This is a genomic window from Sporosarcina sp. SAFN-015, from assembly GCF_059415085.1.
Genome location: NZ_JBPFDR010000003.1, coordinates 379,830 through 397,156, shown reverse-complemented (window position 1 = coordinate 397,156; position 17,327 = coordinate 379,830). Strand labels below are relative to the sequence as shown.

Annotated in this window: 15 protein-coding genes; 14 read left to right on the top strand and 1 reads right to left on the bottom strand. The window is 44.2% G+C overall.

Annotation, left to right across the window (positions count from 1 at the left end):
• Positions 1-126: 126 nt before the first annotated feature.
• The 12 genes from lspA (at position 127) to ACR65H_RS07715 (ending at position 14,554) form a co-directional block, all read left to right on the top strand.
• Positions 127-603 (top strand): signal peptidase II, encoded by a 477-nt coding sequence (lspA, locus tag ACR65H_RS07770; protein ID WP_440499580.1) that lies wholly within the window; start codon positions 127-129, stop codon positions 601-603.
• The gene (locus tag ACR65H_RS07765; RefSeq protein WP_440499579.1) at positions 603-1,508 is read left to right on the top strand and encodes an RluA family pseudouridine synthase; all 906 of its coding nucleotides are present in this window, start codon (positions 603-605) and stop codon (positions 1,506-1,508) included. The genes lspA and ACR65H_RS07765 overlap by 1 nt, the downstream gene beginning before the upstream one ends.
• A 204-nt stretch (positions 1,509-1,712) precedes the next feature.
• Positions 1,713-2,255: a bifunctional pyr operon transcriptional regulator/uracil phosphoribosyltransferase PyrR gene (pyrR, locus tag ACR65H_RS07760; protein WP_440499578.1), complete on the top strand. Its 543-nt coding sequence runs from the start codon at positions 1,713-1,715 to the stop codon at positions 2,253-2,255.
• 22 nt (positions 2,256-2,277) lie between these two features.
• Positions 2,278-3,570 carry a uracil-xanthine permease family protein gene (locus ACR65H_RS07755; RefSeq protein WP_440499577.1) on the top strand — a complete coding sequence of 431 codons (1,293 nt, stop codon included), beginning with the start codon at positions 2,278-2,280 and terminating at the stop codon, positions 3,568-3,570.
• A 152-nt stretch (positions 3,571-3,722) separates the two neighbouring features.
• Positions 3,723-4,637, top strand: a complete 915-nt coding sequence (locus tag ACR65H_RS07750) for an aspartate carbamoyltransferase catalytic subunit (protein WP_440499576.1) — start codon at positions 3,723-3,725, stop codon at positions 4,635-4,637.
• On the top strand, positions 4,604-5,902 hold the full coding sequence (gene pyrC, locus ACR65H_RS07745; protein ID WP_440499575.1) for a dihydroorotase: 1,299 nt from the start codon (positions 4,604-4,606) through the stop codon (positions 5,900-5,902). Before ACR65H_RS07750 ends, pyrC begins: the two co-directional genes overlap by 34 nt.
• 52 nt (positions 5,903-5,954) lie before the next feature.
• Positions 5,955-9,152 (top strand): carbamoyl-phosphate synthase large subunit, encoded by a 3,198-nt coding sequence (gene carB / locus ACR65H_RS07740; protein WP_440499574.1) that lies wholly within the window; start codon positions 5,955-5,957, stop codon positions 9,150-9,152.
• Entirely contained in the window at positions 9,149-9,925 is a 777-nt protein-coding gene (locus ACR65H_RS07735) for a dihydroorotate dehydrogenase electron transfer subunit (RefSeq protein ID WP_440499573.1), read from the top strand. Before carB ends, ACR65H_RS07735 begins: the two co-directional genes overlap by 4 nt.
• Entirely contained in the window at positions 9,922-10,836 is a 915-nt protein-coding gene (locus tag ACR65H_RS07730) for a dihydroorotate dehydrogenase (RefSeq protein WP_440499572.1), read from the top strand. The genes ACR65H_RS07735 and ACR65H_RS07730 overlap by 4 nt, the downstream gene beginning before the upstream one ends.
• Positions 10,833-11,552 (top strand): orotidine-5'-phosphate decarboxylase, encoded by a 720-nt coding sequence (gene pyrF / locus ACR65H_RS07725; protein WP_440499571.1) that lies wholly within the window; start codon positions 10,833-10,835, stop codon positions 11,550-11,552. Before ACR65H_RS07730 ends, pyrF begins: the two co-directional genes overlap by 4 nt.
• The gene (gene pyrE / locus ACR65H_RS07720; protein WP_440499570.1) at positions 11,545-12,171 is read left to right on the top strand and encodes an orotate phosphoribosyltransferase; all 627 of its coding nucleotides are present in this window, start codon (positions 11,545-11,547) and stop codon (positions 12,169-12,171) included. The genes pyrF and pyrE overlap by 8 nt, the downstream gene beginning before the upstream one ends.
• Before the next feature lie 130 nt (positions 12,172-12,301).
• On the top strand, positions 12,302-14,554 hold the full coding sequence (locus tag ACR65H_RS07715; protein WP_440499569.1) for an S-layer homology domain-containing protein: 2,253 nt from the start codon (positions 12,302-12,304) through the stop codon (positions 14,552-14,554).
• 38 nt (positions 14,555-14,592) lie between these two features.
• Here the strand turns inward: ACR65H_RS07715 and ACR65H_RS07710 are convergent, their stop codons facing one another.
• On the bottom strand, positions 14,593-16,284 hold the full coding sequence (locus ACR65H_RS07710; protein ID WP_440499568.1) for an Rqc2 family fibronectin-binding protein: 1,692 nt from the start codon (positions 16,282-16,284) through the stop codon (positions 14,593-14,595).
• A gap of 131 nt (positions 16,285-16,415) precedes the next feature.
• On the opposite strand from ACR65H_RS07710, the gene gmk reads away from it, so the two are divergent.
• Together gmk and rpoZ are read left to right on the top strand one after the other, a co-directional pair.
• Complete coding sequence (gene gmk, locus ACR65H_RS07705; RefSeq protein WP_440499567.1) at positions 16,416-17,033, top strand: guanylate kinase; 618 nt, start codon at positions 16,416-16,418, stop codon at positions 17,031-17,033.
• A 4-nt stretch (positions 17,034-17,037) separates the two neighbouring features.
• Positions 17,038-17,262, top strand: coding sequence for a DNA-directed RNA polymerase subunit omega (gene rpoZ / locus ACR65H_RS07700; protein ID WP_381443280.1), 225 nt, complete (start codon positions 17,038-17,040; stop codon positions 17,260-17,262).
• Positions 17,263-17,327 lie beyond the last annotated feature (65 nt).

Here is a 17,327-nt window from a genome sequence, read left to right as displayed (position 1 = left end):
GGCTGTTTGCAACTGTGGCTGAGTCCCGGTTGCAACAGTCTTTTCTTGTTAGATGCACGCTGATTTCATGATTGATATCATTTTGTGGTAAAATGGAGCAGAAACTGTCGGACGGGGGTTTTTGGATTGGTACTTTACTATGGATTGGCTATCGTTTTAATTTTGTTTGATCAACTGACAAAATGGCTTGTTGTACAAAACATGAATCTTGGGGAACGAATCCCAATCGCAGAACCTTATTTGGCACTCCTCTCGCATCGTAATAAAGGGGCGGCATGGGGCATGCTAGAAGGGCAAATGTGGCTGTTTTATATCGTTACGTTACTAGTTGTAGGCGGCATCATTTACTTTTTCCATAAGGAAGCGAAAGGCAGCAAGCTTTTAAGTATCAGCCTCATGTTTTTATTAGGCGGAGCACTCGGAAACTTCATCGATCGTGTCTTTCGGAAAGAAGTGGTGGATTTTGTGGATGTACTCATTCCGATCATCAATTATGAATTCCCTATCTTCAACGTAGCAGATGCTGCATTGACTGTGGGAGTCGTCCTCATGATCCTTCATGTTTTTGTGGATGAAAAAAAGAATAAGAAAAAGGTGGCATAATGGAACCATTTGAAATAATTATTACAGAAGAGTATGGAAGCGGCAGAATCGATAAAGTTCTGTCGGATGCGAATGCCGATTGGTCCCGTACACAAATCCAGCAATGGTTGAAAGACGGGGCAGTTCTCGTAAACGAAGGAACTGTAAAATCGAATTATAAAGTGAAAGTTGGGGACGTCATCCAAGTGGTGGTGCCTGAACTTGAGGAGCTTGACATTGTAGCGGAAGATTTAAACTTGGATATCGTTTATGAGGATTCAGACGTGCTCGTTGTGAATAAACCACGTGGAATGGTAGTCCATCCTGCGCCAGGGCATGCGTCAGGCACTCTTGTAAATGGCTTGATGCATCAAGTGAAGGATCTTTCAGGTATAAATGGCGTCATGCGTCCCGGAATTGTTCATCGAATTGACAAAGACACTTCAGGTTTGCTCATGGTTGCGAAAAATGATCAGGCTCACGTATCACTCGTCGACCAACTCGTTGAGAAATCGGTAACGCGCGTTTATACAGCGCTCGTTCACGGCCATATCCCTCATGATCAAGGCACAATTGACGCACCTATCGGCAGAGATTCGAAAGATCGGCAAAGTATGACCGTTACAGATAAAGGGAAGCACGCTATTACGCACTTCAAAGTCTTAGATCGTTTTGGTGATTTCACATTAGTCGAATGCCGTCTTGAAACAGGCAGGACACACCAAATAAGGGTGCATATGAAGTATATCGGCTACCCGCTAGCGGGAGATCCGAAATATGGACCGAAGAAGACAATTGACTTCAACGGTCAAGCACTGCATGCCGGCACAATCGGCTTCAAGCACCCGCGCACTGGAGAATATTTGGAGTTCACAGAACCGTTGCCGGAAGAGTTTGAATCATTATTAAAAAAATTACGATCATAAAATCGTTGACAAAGCGAAAATGGGCAACTATACTTAACTAAGAAATTGAATAGCGACACCTTTAAAGTCAGTCCAGAGAGGCTGGGAAGGTTGCACGGAAGTACAGTGGGATAGCTGCGCGCTATTCTCCAGTACGTTTTTTCTGCACGTATACCCCCTGCCATCTTGGCAGGGGGTTTTTATTTTTACTAAGGAGGAATTATCATGACAGAAAAGGCAATCATTCTTGACGAACAGGCAATTTCCCGTGCGGTGACAAGAATCGCATATGAAATTATCGAAAAGAACAAAGGAATCGATGAATGCATCCTGGTCGGCATTAAAACAAGAGGGGCCGTACTTGCGAAAAGACTTGCAGATCGAATTAAGCAAATTGAAGGAAAACCGATACTGACTGGTGAGTTGGATATTACGTTATACAGAGATGACCTTCAATTGAAACATGAGAATAAGGAACCTTACGTCCACCAAGTTGATATCGAACACGATGTAACGGAAAAGAAAGTGATCCTCGTTGATGATGTGCTTTACACTGGAAGAACTGTGAGAGCAGCGATGGATGCGGTCATCGATCTGGGAAGACCTGCTGCAATCCAGCTTGCTGTACTCGTCGACCGTGGGCACCGCGAATTGCCGATTCGGCCTGATTTTATCGGAAAAAACATTCCGACATCAAGTGAAGAGCGCGTAGTCGTCAATCTTATAGAAGAAGATGGATCGGATGGCGTAGCAATCCATTCAAAATAAAACTGGAGACAGGTGAGAATTGATGAATGATAACAAAGTGTTAGACGTACTCGATAAGCCGGCTCCGGGAAGATGGCTAGCCCTCAGTTTGCAGCATATGTTTGCAATGTTTGGTTCGACGATCCTTGTACCACAATTGGTCGGTTTGAGCCCGGCAATCGCTTTACTCACAAGCGGACTTGCGACGATCATTTTCATCCTTGTCACGCGATTCAAAGTTCCCGCTTACTTAGGTTCATCATTCGCTTTCATTGCGCCGATTCAAGTGGCGACAAGCACAGGCGGCATAGGGAGCGCAATGATTGGCAGTATGTTTGTCGCGCTCGTGTACGCGCTCGTATCGTTGTTGATTTGGACGACGGGCTCAGGTTGGATTATGAAATTCCTTCCGCCAGTCGTAGTCGGACCAGTAATTATGGTTATCGGATTAGCGTTGGCACCGACGGCTGTGAGCATGGCAAGTACGATTCAAGTGAATGGCGAATCTCAATATAATCTACTTCATTTCTCTGCTGCAATTGTCACATTAGCAGCAGCGATCATCTGCCTCATGTTCTTTAGGGGGGTTATCAGTTTGATGCCTGTCCTGATCGGAATCGTCGTCGGGTACATATATTCTGCGGCAATCGGAATATTGGATTTTACAAAAGTTCACGAAGCTGACTGGTTTGAAATACCGAAATTCCTCATTCCTGGAATAGATTATGAGTTTGTTGTAACACCTGCATTGCTAGCAATCATGGTTCCAATATCGATCGTTACGATTTCAGAGCATATCGGTCACCAACTCGTTCTTGGCCGCGTAGTCGATAAAGATTTCATTAGAGACCCTGGCTTGAACAGATCATTGTTAGGAGATGGGCTTGGAACACTTCTTAGTGGATTCATCGGAGGTCCACCGAAAACGACGTATGGTGAAAACATTGGAGTCATGGCGATTACACGAGTCTATAGTGTTTACGTCATTATTGGTGCAGCGGTATTCGCGATATTGTTTTCCTTCATCGGGAAACTGATGGCGATTATCGCGACGATTCCCCAAGCAGTGCTTGGCGGAATATCAATATTGCTGTTTGGAATCATCGCTTCATCCGGATTAAGAATGCTTGTCGATCACAAAGTAGATTTTGGACAGCAACGGAATCTCGTCATCGCTTCAGTCATTCTCGTCATCGGAATCGGCGGCGCTTCCATCCATATAAGCGAAACGTTCCAAGTTGAAGGAATGGCGCTCGCTGCAATCGTCGGTGTACTACTGAACCTCATCTTGCCGGGTAGATCGAATGATAGCTTGGCAGATAGTCCAATTGAATAGGAAGACCTTTTAACATTGTACTGAGAGACAAGGAAAGGTTCAGTTGACGAACAGTCATTCAAGAATGAATGACGGTAGTTCAGTCATGCCCAACTGGCCTTTCCATGAAGTGGAAAGGCTATTTTTTATCCAATCGAAAGGGGAATTTCAACATGAAAAACCTATTATCAATGAAGGACCTAACAATTGATGAAATTTCAGCAATTTTAGATCGCGCTGCAATGCTAAAAAGGTATGGAATCCGTGCATTACCTCAAAAATATATGGTTAGCAATCTTTTCTTTGAGCCGAGCACACGAACAAAAATGAGTTTTGAAGTGGCGGAAAAGAAGTTGGGTCTTGAAACGATCCCGTTTGAAGCCGGTTCTTCCAGTGCGGTCAAAGGGGAGACATTATACGACACGCTTCGGACACTTGAGGAAATCGGTTTGGATGCAGTTGTCATTAGACACCCTGAAGAGCGGTATTATGAGGACCTCGTCGGAAAAATGAGGATGGCAATTATCAACGGAGGAGACGGTTCAGGTCAACATCCAACACAATCCTTGTTAGATTTGTTCACGATAAAAGAAACACTCGGCGGTTTTAAAGGACTGAATGTGCTCATTGCCGGTGACATTTCTCATAGTAGAGTTGCAAAGTCAAATGCAGACGCCCTTACAAAGCTTGGTGCAAATGTAAAATTCCTATGTCCTCCAGAGTGGGCAGGTGATTTTCCATACGTGAGTAACTGGGACGAAGTAATCTACACAAGCGATGTCGTCATGCTTCTCAGAGTCCAGCATGAAAGACATGATGGCAAAATGAGATTTACAAAAGAAGAATACCACGAAAAATATGGATTGACAGTTGAACGGGAGAGGGAAATGAAGCCTGGATCGATCATCATGCATCCGGCCCCGGTAAACCGGGATGTTGAAATAGCCGGAAGTCTCGTCGAATGCAATCGATCCATGATTTACAAGCAAGTTGAAAATGGTGTATATATACGTGCGGCCATATTAGAAACGATTTTACAAAAGGAGGAATTGGCATGGGAAAGATCATCAAGAGTGCATATGTTTTAAACGAGGAAAGTGAAAAGGTTTTAGTAGATGTCCAAATTGATGGAGACCGGATAACTGAAATTGGTACTGATTTGAATGTAGGAGATTCCGAAGTGATTGACGGAAGCGGCTTGTTGTTGGCACCTGGATTCATCGATGTGCATGTCCATTTGCGCGAACCTGGCGGCGAGCATAAAGAAACGATCGAAACGGGTACACTTGCCGCTGCAAAAGGCGGTTACACGACAATTTGTGCAATGCCGAATACGAGACCGGTGCCTGATACGAAGGAAAACTTGTCGCATGTTAATAAATTGATTGCCGAAAACGCTCATATCCGTGTTCTTCCATACGCATCTATCACAATTAGGGAAGCAGGGAAAGAACGGACGAATTTGAAAGAACTGAAGGAGAATGGAGCTTTCGCATTTACAGATGACGGTGTCGGAATCCAACAGGCTGGAATGATGTACGAAGCGATGCAAGATGCTGCAGAAATCGGAATGCCGATCGTCGCCCATTGTGAAGATAATACGTTGATCTACGGCGGAGCGATGCATGAAGGAAAACGGAATAAGGAGCTTGGACTTCCGGGCATTCCGTCCATCGCCGAATCGGTTCATATCGCTCGTGATATCCTACTTGCTGAAGCTGCCGGCGCACATTATCATGTTTGCCACGTAAGCACAAAAGAGTCGGTCAGAGTCATTCGTGACGCAAAGAAAGCTGGAGTTCATGTAACGGCAGAAGTGAGTCCGCATCATCTTTTGCTTTCTGAAAATGACATTCCTAGTGATGATGCAGATTGGAAGATGAATCCGCCTTTACGCGGGATGGAGGATCTACACGCATTGCGTGAAGGCTTGCTCGATGGCACATTAGATTTTATCGCAACAGATCATGCACCTCATACGGCGGAAGAAAAGAATGCAGGGTTCCAAAAAGCACCTTTTGGAATAACAGGTTTGGAAACGGCCTTCCCACTTCTTTATACCCACTTCGTGAAAGAAGGAAATTGGACATTGAAGCAATTGATCGATTGGATGGCTCAAAAACCTGCTGATGTGTTCGGGTTGCCTTATGGAAAGATTGAAGTTGGGGCACAGGCTGATCTTGTCCTCATTGACTTGAATAAAGAACAGACAATCGACCGGAACACATTTGTGTCGAAAGGAAAAAACACACCATTCGATGGTTGGACGTGTGTCGGCTGGCCAGTAAAAACAATCTTCGGTGGAAACGTCGTCTGGCAGGACAATTATGCAGTAGTAGATCGTACGATTTAAATGGAAAGCTTCGCCGTTTAATTAAAAGCTAGCAACCGAAAGGGGAAATACGATGCCTAAACGCCAAGATATTGAAACAATCCTAGTGATCGGATCCGGACCGATTGTCATCGGGCAAGCTGCAGAATTTGATTATGCTGGAACACAAGCATGCCTAGCATTGAAGGAAGAAGGATACCGCGTCATTCTTATCAACTCGAATCCCGCAACAATCATGACCGATACGGAAATTGCAGACAAAGTATACATCGAGCCGCTGACGCTTGATTTCGTCAGCCGAATTATTCGTAAGGAACGACCGGATGCCCTTCTTCCGACTTTGGGCGGGCAAACTGGATTGAATATGGCGATTGAACTTCAACAATCAGGTATCTTGGATGAATTAGGAATCGAAATTCTTGGGACGAAACTCGATGCGATCCATAAAGCGGAAGACCGCGATCTGTTTCGCTCCTTAATGAACGAATTAGGGGAGCCGGTCCCTGATAGTGCTATTATCCACAATTTAGAGGAAGCGCAAGCATTTGTAGAACAAATCGGCTACCCTGTCATCGTCCGTCCTGCCTTTACGCTTGGCGGCACTGGAGGCGGCATTTGCTATAACGAGCAAGATCTTAAGGAAATTGTAACAAGCGGTTTAAAGTACAGTCCTGCTACGCAATGTCTTCTCGAAAAATCGATTGCTGGTTTGAAAGAAATCGAGTATGAAGTAATGCGCGATTCGGCTGACAATGTTATCGTCGTCTGCGGCATGGAAAATGTCGATGCAGTTGGCATCCATACGGGTGATTCCATCGTCACAGCCCCTTGTCAAACGTTGACGGAACATGAAAATCAAATGCTTCAAGATGTTTCATTGAAAATTATCCGAGCTTTGCAAATCGAAGGCGGATGCAATGTCCAGCTTGCATTAGACTCTCACAGCTGCAACTACTACATTATCGAAGTGAATCCACGGGTAAGCCGCTCATCTGCATTAGCATCAAAAGCGACGGGCTGCCCGATAGCAAAATTGGCGGCAAAAATTGCAGTCGGTCTTACACTTGATGAAATGATAAATCCTGTAACGGGTACAGCGTATGCATCATTCGAACCGACAATCGATTATATCGTCACGAAAATTCCCCGATGGCCTTTCGATAAATTCGAATCCGCAAAACGGAATCTCGGAACACAAATGAAAGCGACCGGGGAAGTAATGGCGATTGGCAAAACATTTGAGGAATCGATCTTAAAAGCGGTACGCTCCCTTGAAACCGGTCGATTTGATTTGACATTAAAGAATGCTGAGGATCTGACGGACGAATGGATTGAAAAACGAATCCGAAATGCAGGAGACGAAAGGTTATTTTTCATCGGAGAAGCGTTGCGAAGAGGTACTTCGATTGAGACATTGAAAGAATGGAGTCACATCGATTTGTTTTTCCTGCGCAAATTCGAAAAAATAGTCCAGTTCGAGAAGAAGATAGAAGCGAATCCTTTCAATGCAGAGACGCTGCGCGCAGCAAAACAAATGGGCTTTTCAGATGTGACGATTGCCCGTCTTTGGAACGCCCATGAAACGTCCATCTATAATTGCAGGAAGGCATATGGGATCATTCCAGTTTACAGGAAAGTGAACATAGAAACAGCTGAGAATGAATCCGAAACTCCTTACTTTTACGGGACTTATGGAGATGTAAATGAAAATTGTAAAACCGAAAAGAAAAGTGTCGTCGTTCTCGGGTCAGGTCCGATTCGGATCGGGCAGGGAGTAGAATTCGACTATGCAACGGTCCATTCAATATGGGCGATTCAGCAAGCTGGTTATGAAGCGATCGTCATCAACAATAACCCTGAAACAGTGTCTACAGATTACTCAGTTTCAGATAAGTTATATTTTGAGCCGCTCACTATCGAGGACGTCATGCATATCATCGATTTGGAGGAGCCTGAAGGCGTCATTGTCCAATTCGGTGGACAAACAGCGATTAATTTGGCGGAAGGGCTTGAAAATCGCGGAGTGAAAATAGTAGGCACATCTCTTGAAAATATCGATCGAGCGGAAAACAGGGATCAATTCGAACGTGCTCTCCGTGAATTGGGCATCCCGCAACCACTCGGAAAAACCGCAGTTTCCACCACTGAAGCAGCAGCCATTGCGAAGGAGATCGGTTATCCAGTTCTCGTGAGACCATCATATGTATTAGGTGGACGCGCGATGGAAATCGTCTATGAAGAGATGGAGCTTCTTCAATACATGGATCATGCAGTCGAAGCGAGCCCGGAACATCCTGTACTAATCGATCGCTACTTGACTGGGACGGAAATTGAAGTGGATGCAATTTGTGACGGCAATACCGTATTGATTCCAGGAATTATGGAGCATATCGAAAGGGCGGGAGTCCATTCCGGTGATTCGATTGCGGTTTACCCTCCTCAGAATCTATCGACGACTATGATGGAAACGATTGTGGATTACACGGAACGATTAGCGCTCGGCTTAAGCATACAAGGACTGCTCAATATTCAATTTGTCATTTCAGATGGTCAAGTGAATGTTATTGAAGTGAATCCGCGTTCTAGTAGAACAGTGCCGTTCCTAAGTAAGATATCGAATATTCCGATGGCTAATATCGCAACAAAGGCAATCCTTGGCCAGTCCATAGTGGATCAAGGATATAAAGGCGGTCTTGCGACTCTGTCTACTGGCGTCTATGTAAAAGTTCCGGTGTTCTCATTTGCGAAGCTGAGAAGGGTAGATACTACACTCGGACCAGAAATGAAATCGACAGGCGAGGTCATGGGCAAAGATATAACAATCGAAAAAGCGTTATATAAAGGGCTCGTTGCTGCAGGAATTCAATGTAAAGAGTACGGAGCCGTTCTCATGACTGTTGCCGATAAAGACAAAAAAGAGATAGTAGACCTTGCAAAACGATTTGCAAAAATCGGCTACAAGATCCTTGCAACCGAAGGAACGGCGAAAGCATTGAAGACATCCGGTATAGAAGTAGAAACTGTCAGTAAAATCGACTCAGCCGGAACGACATTAATCGATGTCATTCAAAAAGGCGAAGTGCAACTTGTCATTAACACATTGACGAAAGGGAAACGTCCAGAACGTGACGGATTCCGAATCAGACGTGAAGCAGTGGAGAATGGTATCCCGTGCTTAACGTCAATCGATACAGCTAATGCAATGCTACGCGTTGTCGAATCAATGATATTCCAAACAGAAAATATGCCAAAACAGCAGGTGATCGTATGATAACTCAAGACAGGATGAAAGTGACAGGACAACGGGAAATTGCTAACAATATATTTGAAATGAAGCTCTCAGGCAAGCTGGTAGGTGAAATTGCTTGCCCTGGTCAGTTTGTCCATATTCGAGTGTCAGACTCGTTCGAACCATTATTAAGAAGACCGATTTCCATCGCTTCAATTGACAATGAAGCAAACGAAATGACAATCATTTATCGAGCGGAAGGGCGCGGTACTACATTGCTGTCATTGAAAAAAGAAGGCGATGAAGTAGACGTGCTCGGACCATTAGGCAACGGTTTCCCAGTAGAAGAAACATCGCCTGGTGAAACTGCGCTACTCATTGGCGGGGGGATAGGGGTTCCGCCACTATATGAATTATCGAAACAACTGACCGCCAAAGGAGTTACGTGCATTCATATACTAGGCTTCCAAACAGCAGACGTGTCGTTTTATGAAGAGGAGTTCATGCGATTGGGAGAAACGTTTATCGCAACTGTAGATGGATCGAAAGGGACGCCGGGGTTTGTGACAAATGTGATGGAAACGATCGGAAATAATTTTGCGACTTACTACTGCTGCGGTCCGATGCCGATGCTGAATGCTGTGCAAACAGCTTACACTGATAAAAAAGGCTTCCTTTCATTCGAACAGCGGATGGGTTGTGGAATAGGAGCTTGCTTCGCATGTGTTTGCAAGACGACGGAGAAAGCAGATCAAGAATACGTAAAAGTTTGTTCGGATGGACCAGTATTTCCAGCAGGGGTGGTGTCGATATGAATAGATTGGCAGTGGAATTGCCTGGATTGCAATTGAAAAACCCAATTATGCCCGCATCCGGCTGTTTCGGTTTCGGCAAAGAATATGGGAATTTGTATGACTTGTCACTGTTAGGAGCCATTATGATCAAAGCAACTACTTTGGAGACTCGCTTCGGTAATCCGACTCCACGCGTTGCAGAAACAGCGTCAGGCATGTTGAATGCAATCGGTTTGCAAAATCCTGGATTACAAAGCGTCATGGAAAACGAACTTCCGTGGCTGGAACAATACGATGTTCCGATCATTGCAAATGTAGCTGGAACAGAAACAGCAGATTATGTTGAAGTGGCAAAAACAATTTCGACTGCTCCGAATGTAAAAGCACTGGAACTAAACATATCGTGCCCTAATGTGAAATGCGGTGGCATTACGTTCGGCACAGATCCGCAACAAGCGCATGATTTGACTGCCGCTGTAAAAGAAGTTTCAGAAGTTCCGGTTTATGTAAAGCTGTCACCTAATGTTACGGATATAAAAGAAATTGCCAAAGCGGTCGAAGCCGGCGGAGCAGATGGAATTACGATGATCAATACGCTTGTCGGCATGAGGCTTGATCAACGGACAGGTCGTCCGATCATTGCCAATATAACAGGTGGTTTGTCAGGTCCGGCTGTTAAACCTGTTGCGATCAAAATGGTGTATGAAGTGAGCCAAGTCGTACATATCCCAATCATCGGCATGGGTGGAGTTGCCGAAACGGTGGATGTCATCGATTTTCTTTCTGCAGGCGCAAGCGCGGTAGCTGTCGGGACAGCGAATTTTGTAGACCCGTTCATTTGTCCGAAAATAATCGAGGAACTTCCGACAAAATTAGATGAGCTCGGCATCGAACATATTTCTGAACTAGTAGGAAGGAGCCACCGGTTATGAAAACATCTCCGATCATAGCGTTAGACTTTGATTCATCACAAAGGGTTTTCGATTTTCTACAACCATTTGAAGCGGGCATTAATGTGAAAGTCGGCATGCAGCTTTATTACAAGGAAGGACCTGCAATCATTTCTAAACTGAAAGAATGTGGCTTCGATATTTTCTTGGACTTGAAACTCCATGACATTCCGAATACGGTGAAATCGGCAATGGAAGTATTGGCAAGCTTAGGTGTGGATTTGGTCAATGTCCATGCAGCTGGCGGAAGGTCAATGATGGAAGCTGCGCTTGAAGGGCTAGATAAAGGAACGCCTGTTGGAATGAAGCGTCCTTCAATTATCGGTGTAACTCAATTGACGTCTACTGACGAACGGCAAGTTAGGGAAGAACAGCTTATCCATGCCTCCCTGCAAGAGTCGGTCCTACATTATACAAAACTCACAAGTAGTGCTGGATTGGATGGCGTTGTTTGTTCAGTACATGAGGCTGCAATCATTTCTGAAGTATGCGGAGCGGATTTCCTGAAAGTAACCCCTGGCATCCGTCTTCCTGAAAACGGGACGCACGATCAAAAAAGAATTGCGACTCCAGAGGAAGCAAGGCAAGAAGGGTCGACTCATATCGTAGTCGGCAGGGCCATTACAGGCGCATCGGATCCACGCGCAGCATATGAACAAATTAATGGAAGATGGAGAGGGGTAGAGCGAATTGGGTAAAAAGGAAATCGCGGAAATTCTATTGAACGTCGGGGCTGTGGAACTAAGCCCTGAAGATCCATTTACATGGGCATCGGGCATAAAGTCGCCGATCTATTGTGATAACCGGTTGACGATGTCTGATCCTGTTGGGCGCAAACAAATTGCGGAAGGGCTCGCGGAATTAATTAAAACACATTATCCTGAAACGACGTTGATTGCGGGAACGGCAACTGCCGGCATTCCACATGCGGCATGGGTAGCAGATATCCTTGGTTTGCCGATGGTTTATATTCGTTCAAAAGCGAAGGGGCATGGTCGTAGCCGTCAAATCGAAGGGAAAGTAAAGCCTGAGGATAAAGCGATCATTATTGAAGACTTGATTTCCACAGGAGGCAGCAGTTTGAATGCTGTCGAAGCGTTGCAATCTGAAGGAATTGAAGTTGCTGGCGTCGTCTCCATTTTTACATATGAACTTGAAAGTGCAGATAAAGCATTTGCTGAAGCAGATTTAACTTATAAGAGTTTGACGGATTTCGGAGCACTTACTGAGATGGCTAAGGCAAGCGGGGCCATTACAGCAGAGTCTATGGACGGCTTACTGGAGTGGCATACGAAATTGAAAGCTGGCCTTTTATAAAATCATATGAATACAATAAAACGTTATGCGAAGTGTAAACGACGCATAACGTTTTGTCATTGTTCTGCAATATAACTACGATATGGTAAACTGTGTATGAACAATAATTAAAATGGAGGAAGATAACGATATGAATAGGGCATTTGCATATGCTGCTCCAATCGTGATGGCAATATCTGTTGCATTTTCTCCAGCCGCTTTTGCTGCAAACGACAATCATCAAACGATTGAAAAGAAGATAGAACCGATATTTACAGACATCAATAACGATTGTTGGGCGAAAAATGAAATCCTGCGGCTCGTTGACAAGGGTTGGATGGAAGGTTATCGTGATTTGCAATTCAGACCAGCAACTCCAATTACAGCTGGAGATGCTGCCCAAACATTTTACAAAGCAATGGACCTGCCAATAACTAACATTGATTCAGTTTATGACGATATCGATGTTAAAGACCATCAACTGAAAAATGCTGTTCATGCAACAGTCGCAGCAGGCATTTTACACGCCCGTTCTCGTTCAACATTTGGGGTAGACGATCCTTTGACCGTGGAACAATTGGCAGCTGCGCTTACAAAAGCATTTGATGTTGAAGTGACGAAAGAAGATATTATGAAAATGAATCCAGCCCGCATGGATTTCTTACGTCCTGCGAGATTGAGCAAGCTGCCTACACCCGCGCAAGAGTTCGTACAAGATAAATTGCCGGTCGATCGTGCAACTTTTGCGGTTATCTTGTCCAAATCTTTAGAGGAAAAGGGTTTCATTGCTAACCAAAAGGATTATGTATTATCCGAATCGATCGCTTCAGAGTCGTTTAAACCAGTCCAATCTTCAGTCGATTTAATGAAAGTATCTTTTGATGAACATCCGATTTACCTCAGATCGACCGACACCATCCATTTTGAAAATCATGAAAGGATCGACTATGGATTTTCGCGAGACAATATTTACACCTATTCGGTAGGGGAACAAGGAGCATCAATAGAGTTGACGGTACGTTCGTTTGACAACGGGGATTATTTCCTATTCTCAAAACTCGAAAATCCTTCGGCAAAACCGGTTCAAGTAGATGTGCTGCAAAAGGAAAACTTTGTTGCCTCCTATGAGCTTTATCGTTTTGATAAAAATGAAATTAAAAGAAACAACGAAGACTTCTTCAATGCCGACATGACCTCCTATCCGACAGGGGTTCTACGCTTTATCAATGAAGATGGAACTATACAAGAAAGGATGGTTGGCCAATCGTATCGGTCACAACAATTGTCGATGGAGTACGCACATGGCGGCCATAGCCAAATGCGTGAGCTGTTGAAGGAAGAGGAAGCCCTTTCGTTTACAAAGGTCGGCTCTACTTTCATGTCTGTCCATGCACTGCAATCGACTGGAAAGGACATAGTCGATCAATGGTATTTGAATTCCCAAAACCTCTTATTTGAAAATGATCAACACCGTGAGGATTGGATGTTGGAAAGCGCCCAATATTACAAGAAGCGGAACAGCTGGTACACAGCAATTGGTCCGTTCAATAAAATGGTGACGACGACCGAGCCATTGCCTGAAAACGGACAAGGCTACGGCCGTAATCTTTTATTATTGAAAGAAGACCGGGCGATGACGCTGTACCATCAACAGCAAGACCGTTACTTTGAAAACTTGATATTCAACTCATTCGTGAATCTGAAAAACTTCCGTGGCGAAAAGCCTTATTGGGAGACCGAAGTGACTAGCACCTATTTGAAGGATTTATACGGAATTACGGCTCCGTTCATCGATACGAGATTCAACGAACAAATCGCCTTATTCTATTACCGAAGTGGTGATGAATTTGGTATTGAAGAATCGAAAGAACCGCTGAGGAATTATGCAGATTTATTGGTCTCCCGTAAAGAAGAAGGGCATATTATCCCGATTGCAAAAGATGCGTTTTATGTCTCTGATTACTTCCCGCTTATTCAGGATGTGCAGACTCATTCTTCTATGAACCATGTGCTCGGCGGAATGAATATATTGCTTATGGCTTATAACGAATTCGGCGATGAGAAGTATTTAAAAACGGCAACGTCCATTCAAAAGGCAATTGCTTTTCAAAAAGATGAGTGGATCCGAGACAATCGAGACATTTGGTACCGCATCGCGCCAGACATGAGCTTCAAAGGAGACGATTATAAGCATCTCACTTTAGAGGATCTAATCAACTCCTATCAACTTTGGTCCACCATCGATACAACCTATCTACCAGTGCTCGAAGAAATGATCGAATCAAAAGCGGCATATTTATCCGATGAACAACTAGGGTACACAACAAAAATTAAAAAAGGCCTAGAAGAAATCGGTCTTCTTCAATACTTGCCTGAAGGGGAAGAGCGGACCGATGCATTGTAAAAAAGATTGCCATCCATTGTGTGATGGCAATCCTTTTATTACTTCCTCAATTTCCTAACAACATCCTCATCAGGCGTCACAAACAACGTTTTCTGCTCGAAATAAATAACAAAACCAGGCTTTGCACCGTTCGGCTTCTTCACATGGCGTATTTCCGTAAAATCTACCGGAACAGACGACGAACCTCGCGCCTTGCTGAAATAAGCCGATAGAATCGCCGCTTCCTCTATTGTCTGCTCATCCGGATTCGTATCATGAATAACGACATGCGATCCTGGAATATCCTTCGTATGCAGCCATACATGATCCCTTGCCGCAATCTTGAACGTCAAATAATCATTCTGTTTATTATTTTTCCCGACAGAAATCGGAATGCCTGAAGATGACATATACGACTCAGGTGATGGCTTTTTCGGCTTCTGTTTTTTCTTGCCTCGTCTTGCCCGCATTAACCCTAACTCCGCCAGTTCCTCACGAATTTCATCGATATCTTCCGGAGACGCTTGCATAACTTGCTGTTTAATCATCTCAAAATAATCAATGTCTTCTTTCGCCTTCTCCAACTGTTCAGCAATCATGATCAATGCATTTTTAGCTTTCGTATAGCGGGAATAATAACGTTGTGCATTTTCAATCGGAGTCTTCCTCGGATCAAGTGGAATCGTCACAGTCGTCCCTTCCTCATAATAATTGTCTACGACCGCTTCCTTATCCCCTTTGTTGAGTGCATAAATATTTGCGGTCAGCAGCTCACCATACAACTGGAATGTATCAAGTTTTTCAGCCGCTTTTTGCTCTTTGATCAACTTATCCATTTTCAGTTTCAATTTGGCAATCTCATTATCAAGCCAACGCTCCAAGTCCGCAGCTTGGGATTTCACCCGCTCCCGTTCTGCCCTTGCGAAATACACTTTATCGAGCAGTTCTCCGAGAGTTTCGAACGTCGCGACCACTTTGTCCGCATAGGTTAGCGTTGTCGCTGAAAATATAGTTTTCGTCCCGACCTCCGCAATTGTTGGTGTTTGTGTTCCGCCTTTAAATGAAGAAAGGAAAGTTTTATAGACGTCATATGAGTCCTCTTCTGAAGTTCCTTCCAACCGATGCAGAAGTTCCTCTCCGTGAATCGGGGAAAATCCTGAAAGTTTGCCGACGACCTGTTTGGCATTCTCCCATTCTGGCAATAATGCTAGGAATTCCTTTTCATCCAACTCAAAAGGATCCAATTTCTCTTGAGGTGGTGCAGGAATATACGGCTGTCCGGGTAAAACCGTCCGATAACTGTTAACAGAAGGGGGCAGATGCTTCATGCTATCGATGATCATATTGCGCTCCGGGTCAATCAGCAGCAAATTACTATGCCTTCCCATAATTTCTACAATCAGTCGGCGGTGCATATCATCGCCGATTTCATTTTTTGCCCGAATATCGAATGAGATGATCCTGTCATTCCCCGATTGTTGGATTGACTCGATCATGCCGCCTTCAAGATGCTTTCGCAATACCATGCAAAACATTGGGGGCTCGGCTGGATTTGCAATCGTTTCATCAGTCAATTGAACACGGGAATATGACGGGTGAGCAGAAATAAGAAGCTTATAATTGCTTCTACCCGCCCTTACAATCAAAACTACTTCCTGCGCATTCGGCTGATGGATTTTTGAAATTCTGCCGTCTTTTATTTGTTGCAGCTCTTGCGTGATCGCTGCGGTGAATAAACCGTCAAATGCCATAATAATTCCTCTTTCAAACGTTTTGTTCCATTTTAGCACTCTCTGGGTGCGATATGTTATAATATGAGAACATTGTTTGCTATGATGAATGGAACAATAGAACCTTGAGAATACATAAGAAGAGGGATTGCATGTATAAACAACGTGGACTATTGATTGTCCTGTCCGGACCATCCGGGGTCGGTAAAGGAACAGTCAGAAAAGAGCTTTTTCAACAACCTGACACGAACTACGAATATTCGATATCGATGACGACGAGAAGCCCTCGCGAGGGGGAACAAGACGGTGTCGATTATTTCTTCAAGTCGCGAAATGAATTTGAGCAATTAATAAAAGAAGGAAAATTATTGGAGTACGCCGAATATGTAGGAAATTATTACGGCACCCCTCTAGATTATGTGAATGAAACACTTGATGCTGGAAGGGACGTATTTCTGGAAATTGAAGTTGTCGGCGCTGCACAAGTTCGCAAGTTAGTTCCTGATGGTTTATTCATTTTCCTTGCTCCACCGAGTTTGTCGGACCTTGAAGATCGTTTGGTCGGCAGAGGAACGGAGAAGGCCGATGTTATTGCAAGTAGAGTGTTGAAAGCGCGTGATGAGCTGGAAATGATGAACTTGTATGACTATGTAGTTGAAAATGATGAAGTTTCAAAAGCTTGCGATCGTATCAATGCCATCGTGACGGCAGAACATTGCCGCCGAGAACGTGTGGAAAAAAGATATTTACTTATGTTGGAAGGGGAATAAAATTATGTTATATCCATCTGTTGACTCTTTAAAAGGCAAAATCGATTCAAAATACACATTAGTAACACTTGCCGCTATGCGCGCGCGTGAAATGCAGGAAAGCAAGAATTTGCTGCTTCACTCCTACAAGTCACATAAGAATGTTGGGAAAGCTTTGGAAGAAGTTGCAGCTGGCGCATTGTCGAAACAAGTGCAAGATGCTTCGATCGTATATGAAGACGAAGTATGATGAGCATTCGTTAAGTAGAAGTATTTGAATAGGTTTGCATACTCCCTTAGAAACAGATTTTCTTT

Bases quoted from the DNA above. Each gene is read 5' to 3' on its own strand.
- ACR65H_RS07710 (WP_440499568.1), bottom strand. From the start codon at position 16,284: ATGGCATTTGACGGTTTATTCACCGCAGCGATCACGCAAGAGCTGCAA.
- ACR65H_RS07750 (WP_440499576.1), top strand. From the start codon at position 3,723: ATGAAAAACCTATTATCAATGAAGGACCTAACAATTGATGAAATTTCA.
- ACR65H_RS07735 (WP_440499573.1), top strand. From the start codon at position 9,149: ATGATAACTCAAGACAGGATGAAAGTGACAGGACAACGGGAAATTGCT.
- ACR65H_RS07765 (WP_440499579.1), top strand. From the start codon at position 603: ATGGAACCATTTGAAATAATTATTACAGAAGAGTATGGAAGCGGCAGA.
- pyrC (WP_440499575.1), top strand. From the start codon at position 4,604: ATGGGAAAGATCATCAAGAGTGCATATGTTTTAAACGAGGAAAGTGAA.
- gmk (WP_440499567.1), top strand. From the start codon at position 16,416: ATGTATAAACAACGTGGACTATTGATTGTCCTGTCCGGACCATCCGGG.
- pyrF (WP_440499571.1), top strand. From the start codon at position 10,833: ATGAAAACATCTCCGATCATAGCGTTAGACTTTGATTCATCACAAAGG.
- ACR65H_RS07755 (WP_440499577.1), top strand. From the start codon at position 2,278: ATGAATGATAACAAAGTGTTAGACGTACTCGATAAGCCGGCTCCGGGA.
- rpoZ (WP_381443280.1), top strand. From the start codon at position 17,038: ATGTTATATCCATCTGTTGACTCTTTAAAAGGCAAAATCGATTCAAAA.
- ACR65H_RS07730 (WP_440499572.1), top strand. From the start codon at position 9,922: ATGAATAGATTGGCAGTGGAATTGCCTGGATTGCAATTGAAAAACCCA.
- carB (WP_440499574.1), top strand. From the start codon at position 5,955: ATGCCTAAACGCCAAGATATTGAAACAATCCTAGTGATCGGATCCGGA.
- ACR65H_RS07715 (WP_440499569.1), top strand. From the start codon at position 12,302: ATGAATAGGGCATTTGCATATGCTGCTCCAATCGTGATGGCAATATCT.
- pyrR (WP_440499578.1), top strand. From the start codon at position 1,713: ATGACAGAAAAGGCAATCATTCTTGACGAACAGGCAATTTCCCGTGCG.